The 17109-nt window shown below is 62.6% G+C and carries 16 protein-coding genes; 8 read left to right on the forward strand and 8 right to left on the reverse strand.

What is annotated here, in order from left to right:
- Positions 1 to 1297, forward strand: a 1297-nt coding sequence (locus RE4_RS22245) for a DUF7927 domain-containing protein (protein ID WP_155716987.1), incomplete at its 5' end; no start/stop codon positions are given.
- A gap of 79 nt (positions 1298 to 1376) precedes the next feature.
- On the opposite strand, the gene RE4_RS22250 is transcribed toward RE4_RS22245, so the two are convergent.
- Positions 1377 to 3458, reverse strand: coding sequence for a PhoX family protein (locus RE4_RS22250; RefSeq protein WP_021346144.1), 2082 nt, complete (start codon positions 3456 to 3458; stop codon positions 1377 to 1379).
- 234 nt (positions 3459 to 3692) lie between these two features.
- Here RE4_RS22250 and RE4_RS22255 point away from each other — a divergent pair, with 234 nt between their 5' ends.
- From RE4_RS22255 to RE4_RS22285, 7 genes are all read left to right on the forward strand, one after another.
- Positions 3693 to 3929, forward strand: coding sequence for a hypothetical protein (locus tag RE4_RS22255; protein ID WP_019746144.1), 237 nt, complete (start codon positions 3693 to 3695; stop codon positions 3927 to 3929).
- The gene (locus RE4_RS22260; protein WP_019746143.1) at positions 3926 to 4864 is read left to right on the forward strand and encodes an ABC transporter ATP-binding protein; all 939 of its coding nucleotides are present in this window, start codon (positions 3926 to 3928) and stop codon (positions 4862 to 4864) included. The genes RE4_RS22255 and RE4_RS22260 overlap by 4 nt, the downstream gene beginning before the upstream one ends.
- Entirely contained in the window at positions 4861 to 5652 is a 792-nt protein-coding gene (locus tag RE4_RS22265) for an ABC transporter permease (protein WP_060939362.1), read from the forward strand. Before RE4_RS22260 ends, RE4_RS22265 begins: the two co-directional genes overlap by 4 nt.
- 21 nt (positions 5653 to 5673) lie before the next feature.
- Complete coding sequence (locus RE4_RS22270; RefSeq protein WP_019746141.1) at positions 5674 to 6816, forward strand: sensor histidine kinase; 1143 nt, start codon at positions 5674 to 5676, stop codon at positions 6814 to 6816.
- Complete coding sequence (locus RE4_RS22275; protein WP_019746140.1) at positions 6813 to 7427, forward strand: response regulator transcription factor; 615 nt, start codon at positions 6813 to 6815, stop codon at positions 7425 to 7427. Before RE4_RS22270 ends, RE4_RS22275 begins: the two co-directional genes overlap by 4 nt.
- A 153-nt stretch (positions 7428 to 7580) precedes the next feature.
- A complete protein-coding gene (locus RE4_RS22280) occupies positions 7581 to 7988 on the forward strand; it encodes a YciI family protein (protein ID WP_021346141.1) in 408 nt (135 codons plus the stop codon).
- Positions 7989 to 7996: 8 nt separating this feature from the next.
- Positions 7997 to 9178 carry an RNA polymerase sigma factor gene (locus RE4_RS22285; RefSeq protein ID WP_029256772.1) on the forward strand — a complete coding sequence of 394 codons (1182 nt, stop codon included), beginning with the start codon at positions 7997 to 7999 and terminating at the stop codon, positions 9176 to 9178.
- Here the strand turns inward: RE4_RS22285 and RE4_RS22290 are convergent.
- From RE4_RS22290 to RE4_RS22320, 7 genes are all read right to left on the reverse strand, one after another.
- The gene (locus RE4_RS22290; protein WP_019746137.1) at positions 9164 to 9910 is read right to left on the reverse strand and encodes an amino acid ABC transporter ATP-binding protein; all 747 of its coding nucleotides are present in this window, start codon (positions 9908 to 9910) and stop codon (positions 9164 to 9166) included. The two genes, RE4_RS22285 and RE4_RS22290, sit on opposite strands and share 15 nt — an antisense overlap.
- A gap of 4 nt (positions 9911 to 9914) precedes the next feature.
- Positions 9915 to 11732, reverse strand: coding sequence for an ABC transporter substrate-binding protein/permease (locus RE4_RS22295; RefSeq protein WP_021346139.1), 1818 nt, complete (start codon positions 11730 to 11732; stop codon positions 9915 to 9917).
- Between the two features lie 151 nt (positions 11733 to 11883).
- Positions 11884 to 12825 carry an SMP-30/gluconolactonase/LRE family protein gene (locus tag RE4_RS22300; protein ID WP_060939363.1) on the reverse strand — a complete coding sequence of 314 codons (942 nt, stop codon included), beginning with the start codon at positions 12823 to 12825 and terminating at the stop codon, positions 11884 to 11886.
- A gap of 31 nt (positions 12826 to 12856) precedes the next feature.
- Entirely contained in the window at positions 12857 to 14056 is a 1200-nt protein-coding gene (locus tag RE4_RS22305; RefSeq protein WP_060939364.1) for a GTP-binding protein, read from the reverse strand.
- A 98-nt stretch (positions 14057 to 14154) separates the two neighbouring features.
- On the reverse strand, positions 14155 to 14793 hold the full coding sequence (nthB, locus tag RE4_RS22310; RefSeq protein WP_060939365.1) for a nitrile hydratase subunit beta: 639 nt from the start codon (positions 14791 to 14793) through the stop codon (positions 14155 to 14157).
- A 26-nt stretch (positions 14794 to 14819) separates the two neighbouring features.
- Positions 14820 to 15443, reverse strand: coding sequence for a nitrile hydratase subunit alpha (gene nthA, locus RE4_RS22315; RefSeq protein WP_042953455.1), 624 nt, complete (start codon positions 15441 to 15443; stop codon positions 14820 to 14822).
- A 73-nt stretch (positions 15444 to 15516) separates the two neighbouring features.
- Positions 15517 to 17082, reverse strand: a complete 1566-nt coding sequence (locus RE4_RS22320) for an amidase (protein ID WP_060939366.1) — start codon at positions 17080 to 17082, stop codon at positions 15517 to 15519.
- Between the last annotated feature and the right edge of the window lie 27 nt (positions 17083 to 17109).

Below are 17109 nucleotides of genomic sequence, written 5' to 3' on the forward strand. Positions count from 1 at the left end.
CGGTGTCGACGCGACTGCTCCGACCCTCGAGGGCACCACGCTCTCCTGGACGGGTGCACTCGAAGCTGGTAAGTCGGTTGTTCTGACCTATCAGGTGAAGATCAACGACGGTGTTGCCGGCGGCGTTCTGATCAACAACAAGGTCACCGGTACTGCGAAGCCGCCGACCGGTCCGGAGATCACTCCTCCGCCGGTCACGACCGAACACCCGGTTGATGGCACTCCCGCAATCGAGGTACTGAAGTCCTCTGACCCGTCCACCACGAACCGTGTGGTTGGCGGCCAGGAGATCACGTACACGCTCACGTTCAAGAATGTGGGCACCGCGGATGGTGAGATCAGCTTCTACGACGATCTGACCGATGTTCTCGACGATGCAGTAATGACGAAGAATCCGGCTACTACTTCCACGCTGGTTGTTTCGGGTGTCGTCGACAACGTCTTCACGGTCACCGGAAAGCTGGCCAAGGGTGAGAGCGCGACGGTGACGTACACCGTCAAGGTCAATCCTGAGATCGGAACGTTGTCAGGTCCCGGATTCACTCCGGGCGTCCTGAACAACTACCTGGTGGTTGGTGGCGAGAACCCGCCGGTGGACTGTGTTCCGGGCGACGCTCTCTGCACCGAACACCCGGTGGACCCGCCGGAGACCACCACCACGGTGCCTCCGACGACCACCACGACGCCGCCGGTCACGACGGAGCCCTGTGTTCCTCCGACGACGACGACCACGCGGATGGTTCCGACCACAACGGTTGCGACGACGACGGCTAGCGCGACCACTGCCGGTGACGCTGATGTGACCGGTACGGAGGAATCCACCACCAGGGAGGAGACCACCACAGAGGAGACCACGACAGAAGAAATTGTCGCGGAGGAGATTGTGGATCCGTGTGGCGTGACGACAACGACGCCGCCGACGACAACGACGCCGGTCACGACAGTTCCGCCGACCACGACGGTTCCGAACACGACGGTGCCGGTTACACCGACGATCATCATTCCCCCGATCGTCGTTGTGCCTCCGATCGTCGTACCGCCGACGGTTCCGGGTCAGCCGGTTCCGAGCACGGTTCCGGGACAGCCGAAGCCGCCGACAGCAAACCCGGGTCAGCCGGGTCAGCCGAAGCCGCCGACGTCTGCTCCTCAGGGTGGAACGATCAACTCGGGTGGTGGCGCTGGTGAGAGTGGCGTGAACACCGGGTTGCTCGCGGCAGGCGGTTTGGTTCTGCTGCTGGCGCTGGGAACGGGTGTTGTTCTCCTGACGCGTAAGCGTCGCGAGGATGGTGACAACTGATTCTCTTGAGAATCTGAGGTAAACGACGTGGGGCAGATCGCAGAGTATGCGATCTGCCCCACAGTCGTTTTCGTGTGTGCTACGAGCCGAGCCGAGATCCGTCCTTCTTCCAGGCTGCAACTACCGACGGGCGAGGCTGGGAGGAACCACCGTCGGGCCAATGGGATGCGGGGCTTTCGATGCTGGCGTCGTCGGTCTCGCCGGGGTGCTGGACGCAGACGATGACGCGCTTCTCGTCCACGATGGGGCCGCAGGTTTCGGCGCCGACGGGAACGGTGAGGAACTGCTTTGTCTCACCGCGGTTTTCGCCTTCGAGGACAACGCTGAACAGTCCGTCGTTGGACTTGAGTGCGTTGCCGTCGGTGGAGATCCACAGATTGCCGTGCGGGTCGAAGGCAAGGTTGTCCGGGCATGAGATGGGGCTGACCTTGCTCTTGTCGAACCCGCCGAAGTAAGTATCGGCTGTGGCCGGATCTCCGCAGACGAGAAGAAGATTCCAGCCGAAGGTGGTGCCGGCGTGGTCGTCGGTGATTTCGAGGACCTGGCCGTTCTTGTTGTTGTTCCTCGGGTTCGCCTCGTCGGCCGCGGCACCACCGTCGACTCCGCGCTTGGTGTTGTTGGTCAGTGCGACGTAAACCTTGCCGCTCTTCGGGTTTGCCTCGAAGTCCTCGGGGCGATCCATCTTCGTTGCCCCGACCTTGTCACCGGCCTGGCGGGTGAAGACGGCGACCTCTTCGGCGCTCATACCGTCTACCAGCGATTCGCCCTTGCCGTCTTCGCCGGTGCGCAGGATGGCTACCCACTCGCCGGTTCCGTCGAACGTGCCGTCCGACGGGAGTTTGCCGGTTCCGTCGATCTCGCCGGCGGAGTTTCCGCTGAGCTTTGCAACGTACAGTGTTCCGGCGTCGAGCAGAGTCATGTTGTGGCGCATGGCTGCCTGACTCTTGCCGTCCTGCATCTTTCGGCTCGAGACGAACTTGTACATGTAGTCGAAGCGCTCGTCGTCACCGCTGTATGCAACGACGGTGCCGTCCGACGTGATGTAAATGGTGGCGGCTTCGTGCTTGAAACGTCCGAGCGCTGTGTGCTTGATCGGAGTCGACGACGGATCCCAGGGATCGATCTCGACGACGTATCCGAATCGGTTGACCTCGTTGGGTTCTGCGACCAGATCGAACCGCTTGTCGAAGCGTTCCCACTTGCGCTCGGAAGCGGCTCCGGCCAGACCGTAGCGCTTCAGCCGGGCTGCCACCGTGGGATCGGTGACACCCTCGGCGTTAGCGAAGTACTGGTTGAAGTTCTCTTCGCCGGAAAGCACTGTGCCCCAGGGTGTGACGCCGCCAGCGCAATTGTTGAGGGTGCCGAGCACTTTGGTTCCCGTGGGATCGGCACTCGTCTTGAGGAAGTCGCTACCTGCAGCGGGGCCGGTCACGACAAACTCCGTGGTTCCGGTGATGCGGCGGTTGTTCGATCCGATCTCCGGTACCAGCTTGCCGTTGTCGGATTCGCCCTTGACCTGGACGACTGACAGTCCGTGGCTGGCCAGGCCGATCTTGAACTGCTCCTCGGTCGGGTTCTCCGCATCGTAGCCGCGGAACATCGCCGGCTCGGTGGAGTATTCGTGATTGACCACGAGGAGGTAGGTGTTGGGCTGCCCGTCGACCGGGAGCAATCCGGCGAAGTCGTTGTTGAATCCGAACTGCAGTTCCTGTGCTGCCGCAGTCTGCTTGTCGAAGTCGAATGCCGGGGCTCCGGCGAGAACGGCGTCACCCCAACGGATGACGACGGCCTGATCGTATCCGTCAGGGACCGTGACCTTGTCTTCCTTGTTGGGCGCGACGGCGTCGAAGTTCGTCCCCGCTGGTGTGGTTCCGCCGCTGCTGCCGCTCGCTGATCCGGTTCCCGGTTCGGCACTTGCGGATTCGTCCGAACACGCGACGAGGGCGCTGCCCGCTCCCACCGCGAGCACTGCCATGCCGCTGCCCCGGAGCATGCCGCGACGAGTCAGTGCCGTGCGTGCGATATCGCGGAAGTATTCGCCGCCCGAGGTGTTGGGGACCTCGTGAGAGCACGCGTTTCCGCACTTGTACTGGCAGGTGATCGACGCGCGTGCAGACACGCCGTCGTGTTTGACGAACAAGGCCAAAGGCTTGATAGCCACCGTGAACTCCCGAGATTCGATGTACGGACTTCGGGAACCGTAGAAGCTCTAAGCGAGGGTAAAGGAACGTAAAAATGAACGGCAAAACAACGAGGCGACCCTTACCTGCAATTTACGACGCGTCCCCGCGGGGACGTCGCATGACATTTGTCATCGCCGATCCATGACGGTGTCACCGCAGGTGATGACGCTGTGCACTGTTTTCGTCGCGGACTTCCCGCGAGGCTTGGGGGCATGAGAGAACCACATGAGGGAAGCCTCCTGACGGACCTGATGGACATCGGACCCGCACCCACGATGGGCCGCGAACTTGTTGTGATCGTGGTGAACATCGCGATCATCGGAGGGGTATTCGCGATCATCGGCTCCAATCCGGTGTCCTGGATTCTTGTTGCCGCTCTCGCGGTCTACGCGGGCATTCGATTCACGATCGGACTGCGCAGCTGGAACCGAGAGGAGGCGCAGCGATGAAGGGCGATCCCGTGATCGACGTAGTCGGAATGTCGCGGCGCTACGGCTCCGGCAAGGAGGCGTTCGATGCTGTTCGCAATCTGGATCTGAGTGTTCAGGAAGGTGAGCTGTTCGGCCTCCTCGGAACAAACGGTGCCGGCAAGACATCCACTCTCGAAGTGATTCAGGGCCTTTCACGAGCCAGTGCCGGTACGGTGCGCGTTCTGGGAATGGATCCGGTGCGCAACCGCAAGCAGATTCGACCGTCGCTTGGCATCATGCTCCAGAAGGGTGGGCTTCCCCAAGACCTGACTGCTCGTGAGAGTTTGGCGATGTGGGCCGGAACGTGCTCGAATCCGCTTCCCGTCGACGAGGTGCTCGAGCGCGTGGACATGCGCGACCGTGGCGATACCCGCGTGAAGTTCCTCTCGGGCGGTGAAGCGCGCCGACTGGATCTGGCGTGCGCGATCATCGGCCGGCCACTCGTACTGTTCCTCGACGAACCGACTACTGGTTTGGATCCCGAAAGTCGTCGTAACACTTGGCAATTGATCGCTGACTTGAAAGCGTCGGGCGTCACCATCATGTTGACGACGCACTATCTCGACGAAGCTGAATCCTTGTGCGACCAATTGGCGATCATGCACCGTGGATCGGTCGTGCGCAGCGGAACCGTGGCGGACGTCGTCGCAGATCATCCCGCCCAGATCAAACTGCACCGCCCAGGCCTTCCGCTCCCAGCGCTGGCCGGCGCCGAGGTGCGCGTCGAAAACGATCTGGTGCTGATCACCACTCGCACCGTCCAGGAGACGCTGACGGAACTGCTGCTGTGGGCGCAGCACAATGATGTCTTGCTGACCGGCTTGGATGCCCGGGCGGCGTCCCTGGAGACAGTATTCCTCTCCATTGCAGACCAATTCGATCATCACGCAACTCTCGAAGGAGCGTCGGCATGAACCGCATCGCAACCCTGTCTCGTTCGGAGTTCACGCTCCTGGGACGAAATCGACTGTTGCTCTTCAATGCAATCGTCCTCCCGCTGATCTTTCCCGTGGGAATGCTGTACCTGTCGCGAGACGGCGGGCTGTCGGACAAGTCGGTGTCGGCAGGCCTCGAGGTATTTGCGCTCTTCCTTCTCGTCTTCGTGGTCTTCTACAACCTGCTGTCGGTGTACGCGACGCGCCGTGACGAGTTGGTTCTCAAGCGACTACGGACCGGGGAATGCAGCGACGCCGAGATCCTGGCGGGCCCGGCAGTGCCGTCGTGGGTTCTCACCGGCCTGTTGACGGTGGTGATCGGAATCGCCGTGATGGTTCTGGGCGGTAGTGCTCCGTTCAATCCGGTCCTGGTGCTGGTCGCAGTGATCGGCGGCGCCGCGCTCTTCACGGCGCTGGCGTTGATCACTTCGGCTGTAACGCGAAATGCAGAGGCGGCGCAGATCACCTGCATGCCGATTCTGATTCTGGCGACGGCAGGTATGTCTTCGATCAGGAATGTCGTGCCGGACAACGTTGCTCGCATTCTCGATTTCACTCCGCTGGCCGCGGTAGTCGACCTTCTCAATCTCGGATGGCTGGGGCGGACCACTGGCGAACTGGCTGATCTGGGCGATGCGCCCGGTGCGGCAACGGGATTTGTCGACACCTTCGGTTCGGCTGCGCAACCGCTGTTGGTCATGCTGGCGTGGATCGTCGGTTCGGTTCTGATCGCGAACGTCCACTTCCGCTGGGAACCGCGTTCGTAGAACTCTGAGAAGGTAGTGGGCATGATCGCGCAGAACTTCGGACGCTGGAATCCGAGACGGACGTGGCGAACCGCGTCGAACGTCGACAAGGTTCGCCTCTACACGCGGCAATCGTTCATCATGGTCGCAGTGGTTTTCGGTGGCTTCGGTGCGGTCACCGAGATCGTTGCGGATCGGTACCTGTCGGGTGTCTTCCTCGGGATCAGTGCCGTTGCGTGCGCCATCGCCGTGTCTCGGATGCCAGATCTGGGTGGAGTCGTGGCCAAGCCCGTCCAGATTCCTCTTGCCGTGATGACGTTGTCGGCGTTCTGCTCGGCGGGAATCGCCTTGGGAAGCAATGGCGAGAACGGTCCGTACTTCTGGCTGGCGGCAATCCTTGTCGTGCCCCTTGCCGGGTTGACGTCGTTGCGCTGGCTGATCGTGGGCTCGGTGGCCGCCGGGGTTGTACTGGGACTGCTTGCGGGTCCGGAAAGCGGCGTGTCCGTCGGAATCGTCGCCGCCTTCATGGGGCTGACCGTTTACATGTCGGTGTGGCTGCTTCGCATGGTCACCGAATTGGACGAGGCTCGCGGAGCTGCCGCTGCCCTGTCCGTCGCCGAGGAGCGGTTGCGATTTTCGCGCGATCTCCATGACGTCGTCGGGCGTGCGCTGTCTGCAATTGCGGTGAAAAGCGAACTTGCAGCCACTCTTTCACGACGCGGCGACGATCGTGCCGCCGCGCAGATGGACGAAGTACGCGAACTTGCGCAAGATTCTCTCGACGAAGCGCGCGAGTTGGTTCGGGGATACCGGTCCATCGCCTTGGCATCGGAGCTGGCCGGTGCGCAGTCTCTGCTCGAGGCCGCCGGAATCTCCACCGCGATACGTGGATCGGCAGATCAACTGCCGGTGGAACTGGCCGAGGCCGCCGCGTGGGTCGTCCGTGAAGGCGTGACCAACATTCTCCGGCACTCCAGTGCCGAGAATTGCAGCATCGAGGTGTCCGCGGACGGCGTCGTGATTGCCAACGACGGCGCACGGATCGCAGAGCCGAACAACGGAACCGGTCTGAACGGATTGCGCGAGCGCGTCGGCGCCGTCGGAGGAACTGTCGAAACCGTCCAGGACGAAGATCGCTTCACCCTCACCGCCCACTTTCCGTCCCGAACGAAGGAGTCTCGGTGACCGAGCCGATCAAGGTACTGCTGGCCGACGACGAGAACCTGATCCGCTCGGCTCTGGCCATGATGTTGTCGCTCGAGGACGACATCGTCGTCGTGGCAGAAGCCGAATCCGGCGAGGATGCCGTGATCGCTGCTGCAAAGCATCAACCTCACGTAGCCGTGCTCGACCTTCAGATGGCGGGTATCGACGGCATCGAGACGGCGCAACAGATTGCGCAGACGGTCTCGGGGTGCGTCTCGATCATCGTGACGAGCCACGGGCGTCCTGGGTACTTGAAGAAGGCACTGTCAGCAGGTGTCCGCGGATTTCTACCGAAGACGACGCCTGCGGCGACGCTCGCCGAGGTGGTCCGCAGCGTCCATGCCGGCGGGAGGTACGTCGACCCGTCGTTGGCTGCCGAGGCGATCGGCGCCGGCGACTCACCGCTTACTCCGCGCGAGGCGGACGTACTCGAATACGCGGCCGACGGGGCATCCATCGAGCAGATCGCTTCCCGGGCACACCTGTCTGCGGGTACCACCCGAAACTATTTGTCGTCAGCTGTCACCAAACTAGGTGCAGCCAATCGGCACGAAGCTGCAGTGATCGCTCGTCGGCAGGGGTGGATTTAGGGCCTCCGGCCCCCGTGCGCCTTTCTGGTTGCGGGCACTACCAAAAAGGCGCACAGGGCCGAAGGCCCTGCGATGTCGAGAATCCCCGACTTGCTTCGTCCCTGTAGTGAAGTGCGACCAGAATGGGTGGCACCGACACAGAGGAGATTCACGATGGCCAAGTACTTGCTGCTCAAGCACTACCGCGGCGCTCCGGCTGCAGTCAACGACGTGCCGATGGACCAGTGGACACCGGAAGAGATCACGGCCCACGTGAAGTACATGCAGGACTTCGCGGATCGGCTCGAGAAGGCGGGCGAGTTCGTCGACGGTCAGGCTCTCGCTCCTGAGGGCACCTTTGTCCGGTACGACGGTGAGGGTCGCCCGCCGGTCACCGACGGCCCGTTCGCGGAAACCAAGGACCTCATTGCCGGCTGGATGGTGATCGACGTCGACAACTACGACCGAGCCGTCGAATTGGCCGGGGAGCTCTCGGCCGCGCCCGGCGCAGGCGGGAAGCCGATTCACGAATGGCTCGAACTGCGCCCGTTCCTGACCGAGCCGCCGACCATCACGGACTGACGACTCTCATGGACGACGCGCTGCTTCGAAGTCTGACTCCGAGCGTGCTCGGCATCCTCGTCCGCCGCGGAGCAGATTTCGCGTCGGCCGAGGATGCCGTGCAGGATGCTCTGCTCGAGGCGGTCAGGACCTGGCCGGACAACCCGCCGCGGGACCCCAAGGGCTGGCTGGTCACAGTGGCCTGGCGGCGGTTCCTCGACGGGATCCGGTCGGATGCGGCTCGTCGCAAGCGGGAGTTTCTGGTTGACGAGCAGCCAGGCGAGCGGCCGGTCAGCGGGTCGGTGCCGGGCGTGGACGACACACTCCAGCTCTACTTTCTGTGCGCTCACCCGTCGTTGACGCCGTCGTCCGCCGTTGCACTCACGCTGCGCGCTGTCGGTGGGCTGACCACTCGCCAGATTGCGCAGGCCTACCTGGTGCCCGAAGCGACGATGGCTCAGCGCATCAGCCGAGCCAAGCGCACGGTCTCCGGCGTCCGGTTCGAGCAACCCGGCGATGTCGCCACCGTTCTACGTGTCCTTTATCTGGTCTTCAACGAGGGGTACTCCGGCGACGTCGACCTGGCTGCCGAGGCCATCAGGCTCACCCGGCAGCTCGCCGCTGCGATCGATCATCCCGAGGTGGCGGGGTTGCTCGCTCTGATGCTGCTTCATCACGCTCGCCGCGCCGCGCGCACTGCCGCAGACGGCAGCCTGGTTCCGCTTGCCGAGCAGGACCGCGGACGGTGGGACACCGAGACGATCGCGGAAGGGGTCGTGATCCTTCAGGGAGCCCTCGCTCGCGACCGACTGGGCGAGTTCCAAGCCCAGGCCGCGATTGCCGCACTTCATGCCGACGCTCTCACAGCAGACGAGACCGATTGGGTGCAGATCGTGGAGTGGTACGACGAACTCGCAGCCCTGACCGACAGCCCGATCGTCCGGCTCAACCGAGCGGTGGCCGTCGGCGAGGCAGACGGACCACGCGCCGGCTTGGCAGCTCTTGCAGCGCTGGACGATTCACTTCCACGCCATGCCGCAGTCGAGGCCTATCTCCGTGAACGCGACGGAGACGTGGAGACGGCGGCGAGGTTGTATGCCGATGCAGCGCACAAGGCATCCAACCTCGCCGAACGTGACCATCTGATGCTTCAGGCGTCGAGGACCAACGCCCGTCGATCTCTGAAGCGTCCTGGGTCAGAGAACCTGTGACAGGAACGCCTGCAGTCGATCGGTCTCGGGATCGTCGAAAAGCTGTTCAGGAGTACCGGTTTCGACAACGGCGCCGCGGTCCATGAAGAGCACCTTGTCGGAAACGGAACGCGCGAAGCCCATTTCGTGCGTCACGACGACCATGGTCATACCGGACTTCGCGAGATCGGCCATCAACGCCAGAACGCCCTTGACCAGTTCGGGGTCGAGAGCTGACGTCGCCTCGTCGAAGAACATGACCTCGGGCTTCATCGCCAAGGCGCGGGCAATGGCGACGCGCTGCTGCTGACCACCGGAAAGGTTGCCGGGCCGCGAGTCCGCCTTCTCCTTGAGCCCCACCAGATCCAGCTGCTCGAGCGCGAGCGCCCGAGCTTGTTCCTTGGACAACCCCTTGAGCTTGTTCGGCCCGAGCGCGATGTTCTCGGCGACGGTCTTGTGCGGGAACAGGTTGAAGTGCTGGAACACCATGCCGATTCGTTGGCGAAGCTCGTCGGGATTGTCCTTCAAGACGGACTTCCCGTCGAGCAGCACGTCACCCTGCTCAGGCTCGTGCAGACGGTTCAGCACGCGCAGGAGAGTCGACTTGCCCGAACCCGAGGGCCCGATGACGGTGACGGTGTTTCCGGCGTCGACGTGCAGGTTGACGCCGCGAAGCACCTTGTTGGCACCGAAGGACAGATGCAGGTCCTTGCCGGTGAGCGATACGGACTTCAGTTCAGAGCTGGTGGTCATGTCCTCAGCCCCTTTCCACGACGATGGCCTGCTCGAGCGGATCCAACGTGCCTGAAGTGTCGGCGCGTCCGGTCCGGAGCCGGTTGTCGATGTAGTTGACGAGGTGCGTCAGCGGGATGGTCAGAGCAAGGTAGAACAAGCCTGCCGCAACGAGCGGGGACAGGCTGCCGGTCTGGGCGTTGAGATCACGTCCGACGGCAAAGAGTTCCCGCTGGGTGACGAGGAGACCGAGGAAGTAGATCAGCGACGAGTCCTTGATCAGCGAGATGAACTGGTTCATCAACGCCGGCAGAACGCGTCGTACACCCTGCGGGATGACGACCAGCGACATGGACTTGCGGTAGCTGAAGCCGAGGGCGCGGGAAGCCTCGAGCTGCCCGGACTCGACGCTCTGGATACCGGATCTGAAGATCTCACCGATGTATGCCGACGCGAGCAGCGACAGCGCCGCGACACCGAGCCAGTACGGATTGCTGCCGGTGATTCCCTTGACGATCGGTCCGACTCCGAGCCCGATGATCAAGATGATGACGACGGCGGGCAGGCCACGGAAGATGTCGGTGTAGACGCGGGCGGGCCAGCGCAGCCAACGGGTGCGCGAGATACCGGCGACAGCGAGCAGCATGCCGAGGACCGTGCCGATGATGCCAGACGCGAGCGCAAGGATCAGGGTGTTGGGAAGACCGGTCTTGAGGAGATCGGGGAATGCCTTCTTGTACAGATCCCAGTCGAAGAACGTGTCCTTGAGCTGTTCGAGCGTCGACTTAGGTTGGTACGACGCGGTATCGCCACCGTCACCGTTTGCTGCGTTTTCCGCCGCAATGGCTGCGAAGTCGGGCAGTTCCGGAGTGGCCGCGGCCTTGGATCCGGGCTTCCAGCCTTCAGGGAGTTGACGCGGTACCCAGTCGGCGTACAGCTGAGACCAGGTTCCGTCGTCGATGACTGCGTCGAGGCCGGAGTTGAGGGCGTCGATCAGCGGCTGGTTTTCCTTGTTCACCGCCCAGCCGACGAAGTTGTTGACCGAGAAGGTGTTCTGGATGATCGAGGTCGGGTCACCCGGAGCGATTGCGCCTTCGGCCTGCTGAGACGGAGCTACCCAGGCGTCGATCTGTCCGGACTTGAGGTTCGCGTACGCCGTGGCGTAGTCGGGAAACTTCACGGGATCGAGCTTGAGCGTGTTCACGACGTAGTCGTCCTGCACGGTTCCCTGCACGACGCCGATGCGCTTTGATGCGTCCAGGTCTCCGAAGCCGGTGATCGGGCTGCCGTTAGGCACGACGAGGGAGAAGTATCCGAAGTCGTAACCGTTGGTGAAGCCGACGGTGTTGCGACGGTCGTCTGTGGTGGTGATGGACGACGAGCCGACGTCGAAGCGTCGACCGGCAACCTGGGCGAGGAGCCCGGCGAACTCGGTGCCGACGAACTCGACCTTCAGGCCCAGCTTGTCCGCGACGGCCTTCAGCAGCTCGTTGTCGTATCCGGTGTACTGATTCTCGGAGTTGACGCAGATGCTCGGGGGCGCGTCACCGAGCGTGCCGACCGTGATGACCCCGGGTTTGATCAAGTTCAGCTTCGAGGTGTCGATCCGATCGACCGGGGTGACGGTGGCCGTGGTGTAGCGGTCTTCGGCGCCCGCACCCGCTGCCGCATCCAGATTGGTGGGCGCCGCGGTTGCGGCTCCCACTCCTGGAGGTGCACACAGGTCTGTGGGGGCTGCCGACGAATCCGAGCCACTCGAGCACGATGACAGAGTCAACGCCAGGAGGGCAGTGAGGAGCAGTGCCACCACCAGGCGGATCTTCGCTGCGACGGAAGAAAACATGCGAGCAGCGTAAACCTAAGGGTAGCCATTTCTCCGTGTAGAACTGTTGACAGTTTTCGGACAAGCGGCCGCTGCGCTGCGGGCATGCCTTCAAATCAGCGTGATTTTAAGTATCGCCAGGTCGGAGAATCCCGTCTCGAAGAGAACGGAGTTACCGAACCGGTGCGAGTTCGACGCCCGCCGGAGGTACCAGGCGGCGCAGTGTCCCGTCGAAGCCGGTGACGTAGAGCGCCCGGCCGTCGCCGTCCCGGCCGATACGCACTGAACTCGGCCCGGTCCACCCACCCGACAGACCCGAAGCGACGACGCAGGACTTCCCGGTCTCGGGATCTACACGATAGATCGCGCCCTCGAGGTGAGCAGCGACGTAGAGCATCCCATCCCGCGACATGGTCAGATCGTCGAGACCGGGTACCGGGCTCGGGACGGTTGCGACAACGGCCCACGCATCAGGGGTATCCACAGGGACTCGAATGATCTGACCTGTGAACAGATCATCGGTGTACACGGCTCGATGATCCGGACTGAGCGCGAGCCCCTCCGAACGTGGCACTGCGGCCCAATTGGGTACGACGGTTCGGGAGTCATGTTGATAGCGCGACACGCCCTTCGACGGGCCGCCCTCCGTTCCGACCCACGTCGTCAGCAGATCGCCGTCAGGTAGGCGGAGCAAGCCGTTGCCCGCGAAGTCGGCGGGGGCGGACAGCTGATCCGTCGTGGTGTCCAGTTGCCACAGCTTGCCGTCCTGTCTGGTGAGGAAGGACAGCCTCGAACCGTCGAGCTGCAAACCGCCAGGAGCAGCAATGCCGTCGAGGACGGTTCGTACCTGTCCTTCGGCGTCGACGTGATAGATCTTCGACTCGCCGGAGAGGTAGAACCCGCCGTTGTCATCGGTCTCGAGGTTTTCGAGCTGTTCCAACCCCTGGGCTACGGTCTCGACCTGCCAATCGCCGCACATCGGCGCGGTTGTCCAGGTGGCCTCCGCCGGCGTCGCCGCGGCAGCGGTCCCGGCTGCGATTGCCGCGGCAGCGGTCCCGGCTGCGATTGCCGCGACGATCAACAACGCCCGAGTTCGGTTGCGTGATAGCCCCATTGCGCACAACTTACGGCAAATCGGACCAATATCAAACGGTCTGGTCGGTATAGTCGACGCCCAGGGGGTCGCTCCAGGTGGTCCACACGTCTGGCCCGAGTTCGATCTCGGCTGTGGTGAGTAGACACGCGTCGAGTTCTCGGTGCAGTCGAATTGGGTCGATGGATTGGCCGATGAAGACGAGTTCTTGTCGGCAGTCACCGACAGGTTCTTCCCACTTGTCGAGGATTCCGTCGCGACGGTAGTCGTCGGCCGGCCACTCGTCACGGGGTAGAAACTTCCACCAACGGCCGACGTATCCGTGGCGAATGAGATGACCGGCCTGAGAAATACTCCCGATCTCGGTGAACCGGCCGGCATTCCAGTAGTAGCCCTTGGCCCGAAGTAACTTTCCGTTGGTCCACTCGCTGCTCAGGAAATCATGCAGGCGTTGTGGGTGGAAGGGCGCGCGCTCGCGGTACACCACCGAACCGATTCCGTACTCCTCGGTTTCGGGGGTGTGTTCACCTTGGAGTTCTTGTAGCCATCCAGGGGCCTGAGCAGCTTTCTCGAGCGAGAACAAGCCGGTATCGAGAATCGTGTCGAGTGGGATACGGCCGAGAGTCATCGGAACTATCGCAGCAGTTGCGTTCAAAGATCTTAGGACCGAAGTCAATTCGACCAGGTGCTGGTGCGAGACGAGATCGGCCTTGCTCACCAGGATGACGTCGGCAAACTCGATCTGATCGACAAGCAGATCCGCGATGTCGCGTTCATCTTCCGGGGCATCGGCTTCGACGCGACCTCCAGCCGTGTAGTCGCGCAGAAAACTGTTGCCGTCGACGACTGTGACCATGGTGTCGAGTCGGGCGACGTCGGCCAGGGCATGGCCGTCGGTATCGATGAAGGTGAACGTCTCCGCGACGGGCAGCGGTTCGGAGATGCCCGAAGATTCGATGAGAAGGTAGTCGAATCGGCCATCGGCGGCCAAGGCGCTTATCTCGGAGAGAAGATCCTCTCGCAGAGTGCAGCAGATGCAGCCGTTGGTCATCTCGACCAGTTTCTCCTCGGAGCGACTGAGCGAGATCTCACGCTCGACTTCTGCACTGTCGATGTTGATTTCGCTCATGTCGTTGACGATCACCGCAACCCGGCGGCCCTCCCGATTGCGCAGGATCTCGTTGAGTAGCGTCGTCTTCCCGGCGCCCAGGAAACCTGACAGCACCGTGACCGGAAGTCGTGTGTCGACCATGATTTCCAGTGTCCTTCCGAATGAGTGAATCGTTGTGATCAGGCGGCGGTCACGCGAACCGCTGCGATCGCGTGACCGCCGCCTGGAATGCTGGAAGATCAGGCCGCAGGCTCGAGGTAACCCTCGAAGAGGTCGACAACGACGCTTCCGCCGTCGGTGTCGCTGCCGAACAATTCCTCCGCAGCGAACGTCACGTGGTAGGTGGGTTCTTCGCCGGCGTCGTTGCGGCCGTGACCGATTGCGTCGGGGAACGGCCACTTCTCGGTGGTCCGGTGAGCGATGGTCCCCACCCGTCCTCGGCAGTAAGCAGGCATTCGAATATGCCCGGGAACGTATTCGTCTCGCACACGTACTCGCTGACCGACCTCGAAGGTGGTTGTGTCGACGCGAGCCGGTCGGCCTTCGGATTCGCTTGGCCGTGAGAGTGGGAACGGTCCTCCTGCAAGGCTTTCGAGCTCTTCCTGCGTCAGGATTCCCTTTTCGACCATCAGCGCCGCGACGCCGATGACGTACCGCTCGTAGTACGAGGTCATCATGTAGTGGCGGGGCTCCATCCGCTCGACGACGTATCGAACTTCGTCGACGCTGAAGGCCCCGAGTTCGGCGACACCGGCGAACATCAGGCTGTACGGCAGGTGCTCCCACTCGGCGTGGAAGGTGGGGCCGATGTCGGCGTTGACGGTATGCGGGACTTTGCCGAAGCCTTGAACTCCGGCAAGATCGTGTACTCCATCCATGGTGTGCTTCTTTCTTGTCGGGGTGGTCAGACGGTGGGGACCTGCGGGACTGCGACGCCGATCAGGCAGTCCTTGGTGACGATTTCCTGCAGTTGTTCCCGGCTCCAGCCTTCGGTGCCTGCGGGACGTTGCGGTAGGACCATGTACCGAGTTTCGGCGGTGGTGTCGTAGACGCGGATCTCGACGTCCGACGCGATCTCGGTTCCCATCTCGGAGAGAACCTTCCGTGGCTCGCGGACCACGCGTGCACGGTATTCGAAACTCTTGTACCAGGTCGGCGGCAGACCGAGGATGGGCCACGCGGTGCATGAACACAGCGAGCACACGATCACGTTCTTGAGGGTCGGGGTGTCTTCGACTGCCACGATGTATTCGCCCTGGGGGCCCAGATATCCGTACTGGGCAACCGCGGCGGTACCGTCGGTGAGAAGCAGCTGCCGGAAATCGGGGTCGGTCCAAGCCCGCGCGACCAATTCCGCTCCGCGCCTTGGACTGAAGTCCTCCTCGAAGGTCTTCTTCCATCCCTCGACGTAACCGTCGGGTACCAATCCCTTACCGTCGAGTGCGCGGAACAGGGCCCACGCGCGATCGGAGACCGGCGCCTGGGCCGGTGCGGCGTTCTCCGTTGTGTGGTCGATCGTTACTGACATCTGGTTCACCTTTTCTATGCGGGCTGATCATGTGTGAATCGGTGGAATTTGTTGTGCAAGTGCGGATACAGGACTAGGTGAGGCTGAGTTGTGGTGCGGAGTCGGAGATGTGGTCGGCAGGAGCCGGAAACGCGCCGCGAAGCTTTTCGAATGCGCGCCCGACCCGGAGGACCGTCGCATCGTCGAAGGTCTTGCCGGTGATCATCATTCCGACCGGAAGCCCGTTTACCAGGCCGGCCGGAACGGACAGGGACGGATGTCCGGTCACGTCGAATGGTGCCGTGTTGGCGATCATCCCGAGAGCCTTCGTGATGAAGGTTGCACGATCCACGTCCTTCGCCGGCAATTCGGATGCGACGTAGGGCAGTGTGGGCATCACCAGGACGTCGAATTGTCTCAAGGCAGTGTCGTAGGCGGCGCGGGCGAGCGGTACGAGGTTCCGGGCTTTGCCGTAGCTCGCGCCGCCGAGGGTGGTGATGCCGTGGTGGCCGGTCAGGGCCACTAGTTTGACGGTTTCGGACAGAGCGTCGGCGTGCTGAATGCGTCGAGAAGCAAAGTGTGCCATCAGTTCCGGATCGTACAAACCTTCGGCGTTCATGCCGTATCCGTTGCCGTCCAACATCTGGTAGGCACCACCGTCCGTGGCGATCACGTTCCAGATGTGGAAAGCATGCAGGTGCCACGGGATGTTTACTTCCTCTACCGTGCAACCGATTTCGGTCAGACTGTGTGCCGCTGCGCGGACTGCGTCGTCGACCTCGGGCTGTGAGACCGCGTGCCCGAAACCTTCTCGAACGATCCCGATTCGCAGACCATCCACATCGGAGTCGAGGGTGGACAGATAGTCACCTGCTTCGACGCTGTCGGCTTGGCGTGGGTCGTTACCGTCGCGACCGGCGATGACCGAGAGCATCAGTGCGGCATCGTGGACCGTGCGTGTGATCGGGCCGAGATGGTCGATTGTCCGCTCGATGGGAAATGCACCGGTATACGGGACGAGCCCGAACGTCGGCTTGTGTCCGACGACGCCGCAGAATGCCGCCGGGATCCGGATCGATCCGCCTTGATCCCCGCCGATGGCAAAATCGACGTCCCCGTTTGCAACGAGAGCTGCACTGCCACCGGATGATCCACCTGCTTCACGCTGTGGGTCCCATGGATTGCGGACCGGTCCGCTTGCCGGTGTGAAGCTCGAACCGGAGAAACACAGGTCCTCACACACAGCTTTGCCTGCGACGGTTGCACCGGCCGCCAGTAGTCGAGTGACCACAGTCGCGTCGCGAGACGGAGTGAATCCCTCTACCGTCCGAGACCCGTTCATCATCGGAACTCCGGCCACGGTCACGTTGTCCTTTATCGCCACGCGTCGGCCGGTCAGGACGCCGTCCGACGTCGGCGGGATGCTTGTGGTCACATACCAAGCGCTCAAAGGATTTTCGTTCGCAGTTGGCACCGCATGCTCGCGTGACGTGGTCGGCGGGGTTGCCTCGTCGGCGTACAACTGGTCGACGACGTCGTAGGAGCCCAGTGCTCCGTCGATCAGTGCCGGCCACTCGAGCCGGGCTGATTGGTCGAGAGTGATGCCGTAATGCCTTGCAGCGGTGTCTATTGCATTGTCGTCAGGTCGGATTGTCGCCATGAGAAGTGTGCTCCTGATGTGATCGGC

The sequence above is a fragment of the Rhodococcus erythropolis NBRC 15567 genome, from assembly GCF_001552595.1.
Taxonomy (GTDB): domain Bacteria; phylum Actinomycetota; class Actinomycetes; order Mycobacteriales; family Mycobacteriaceae; genus Rhodococcus_F; species Rhodococcus_F erythropolis.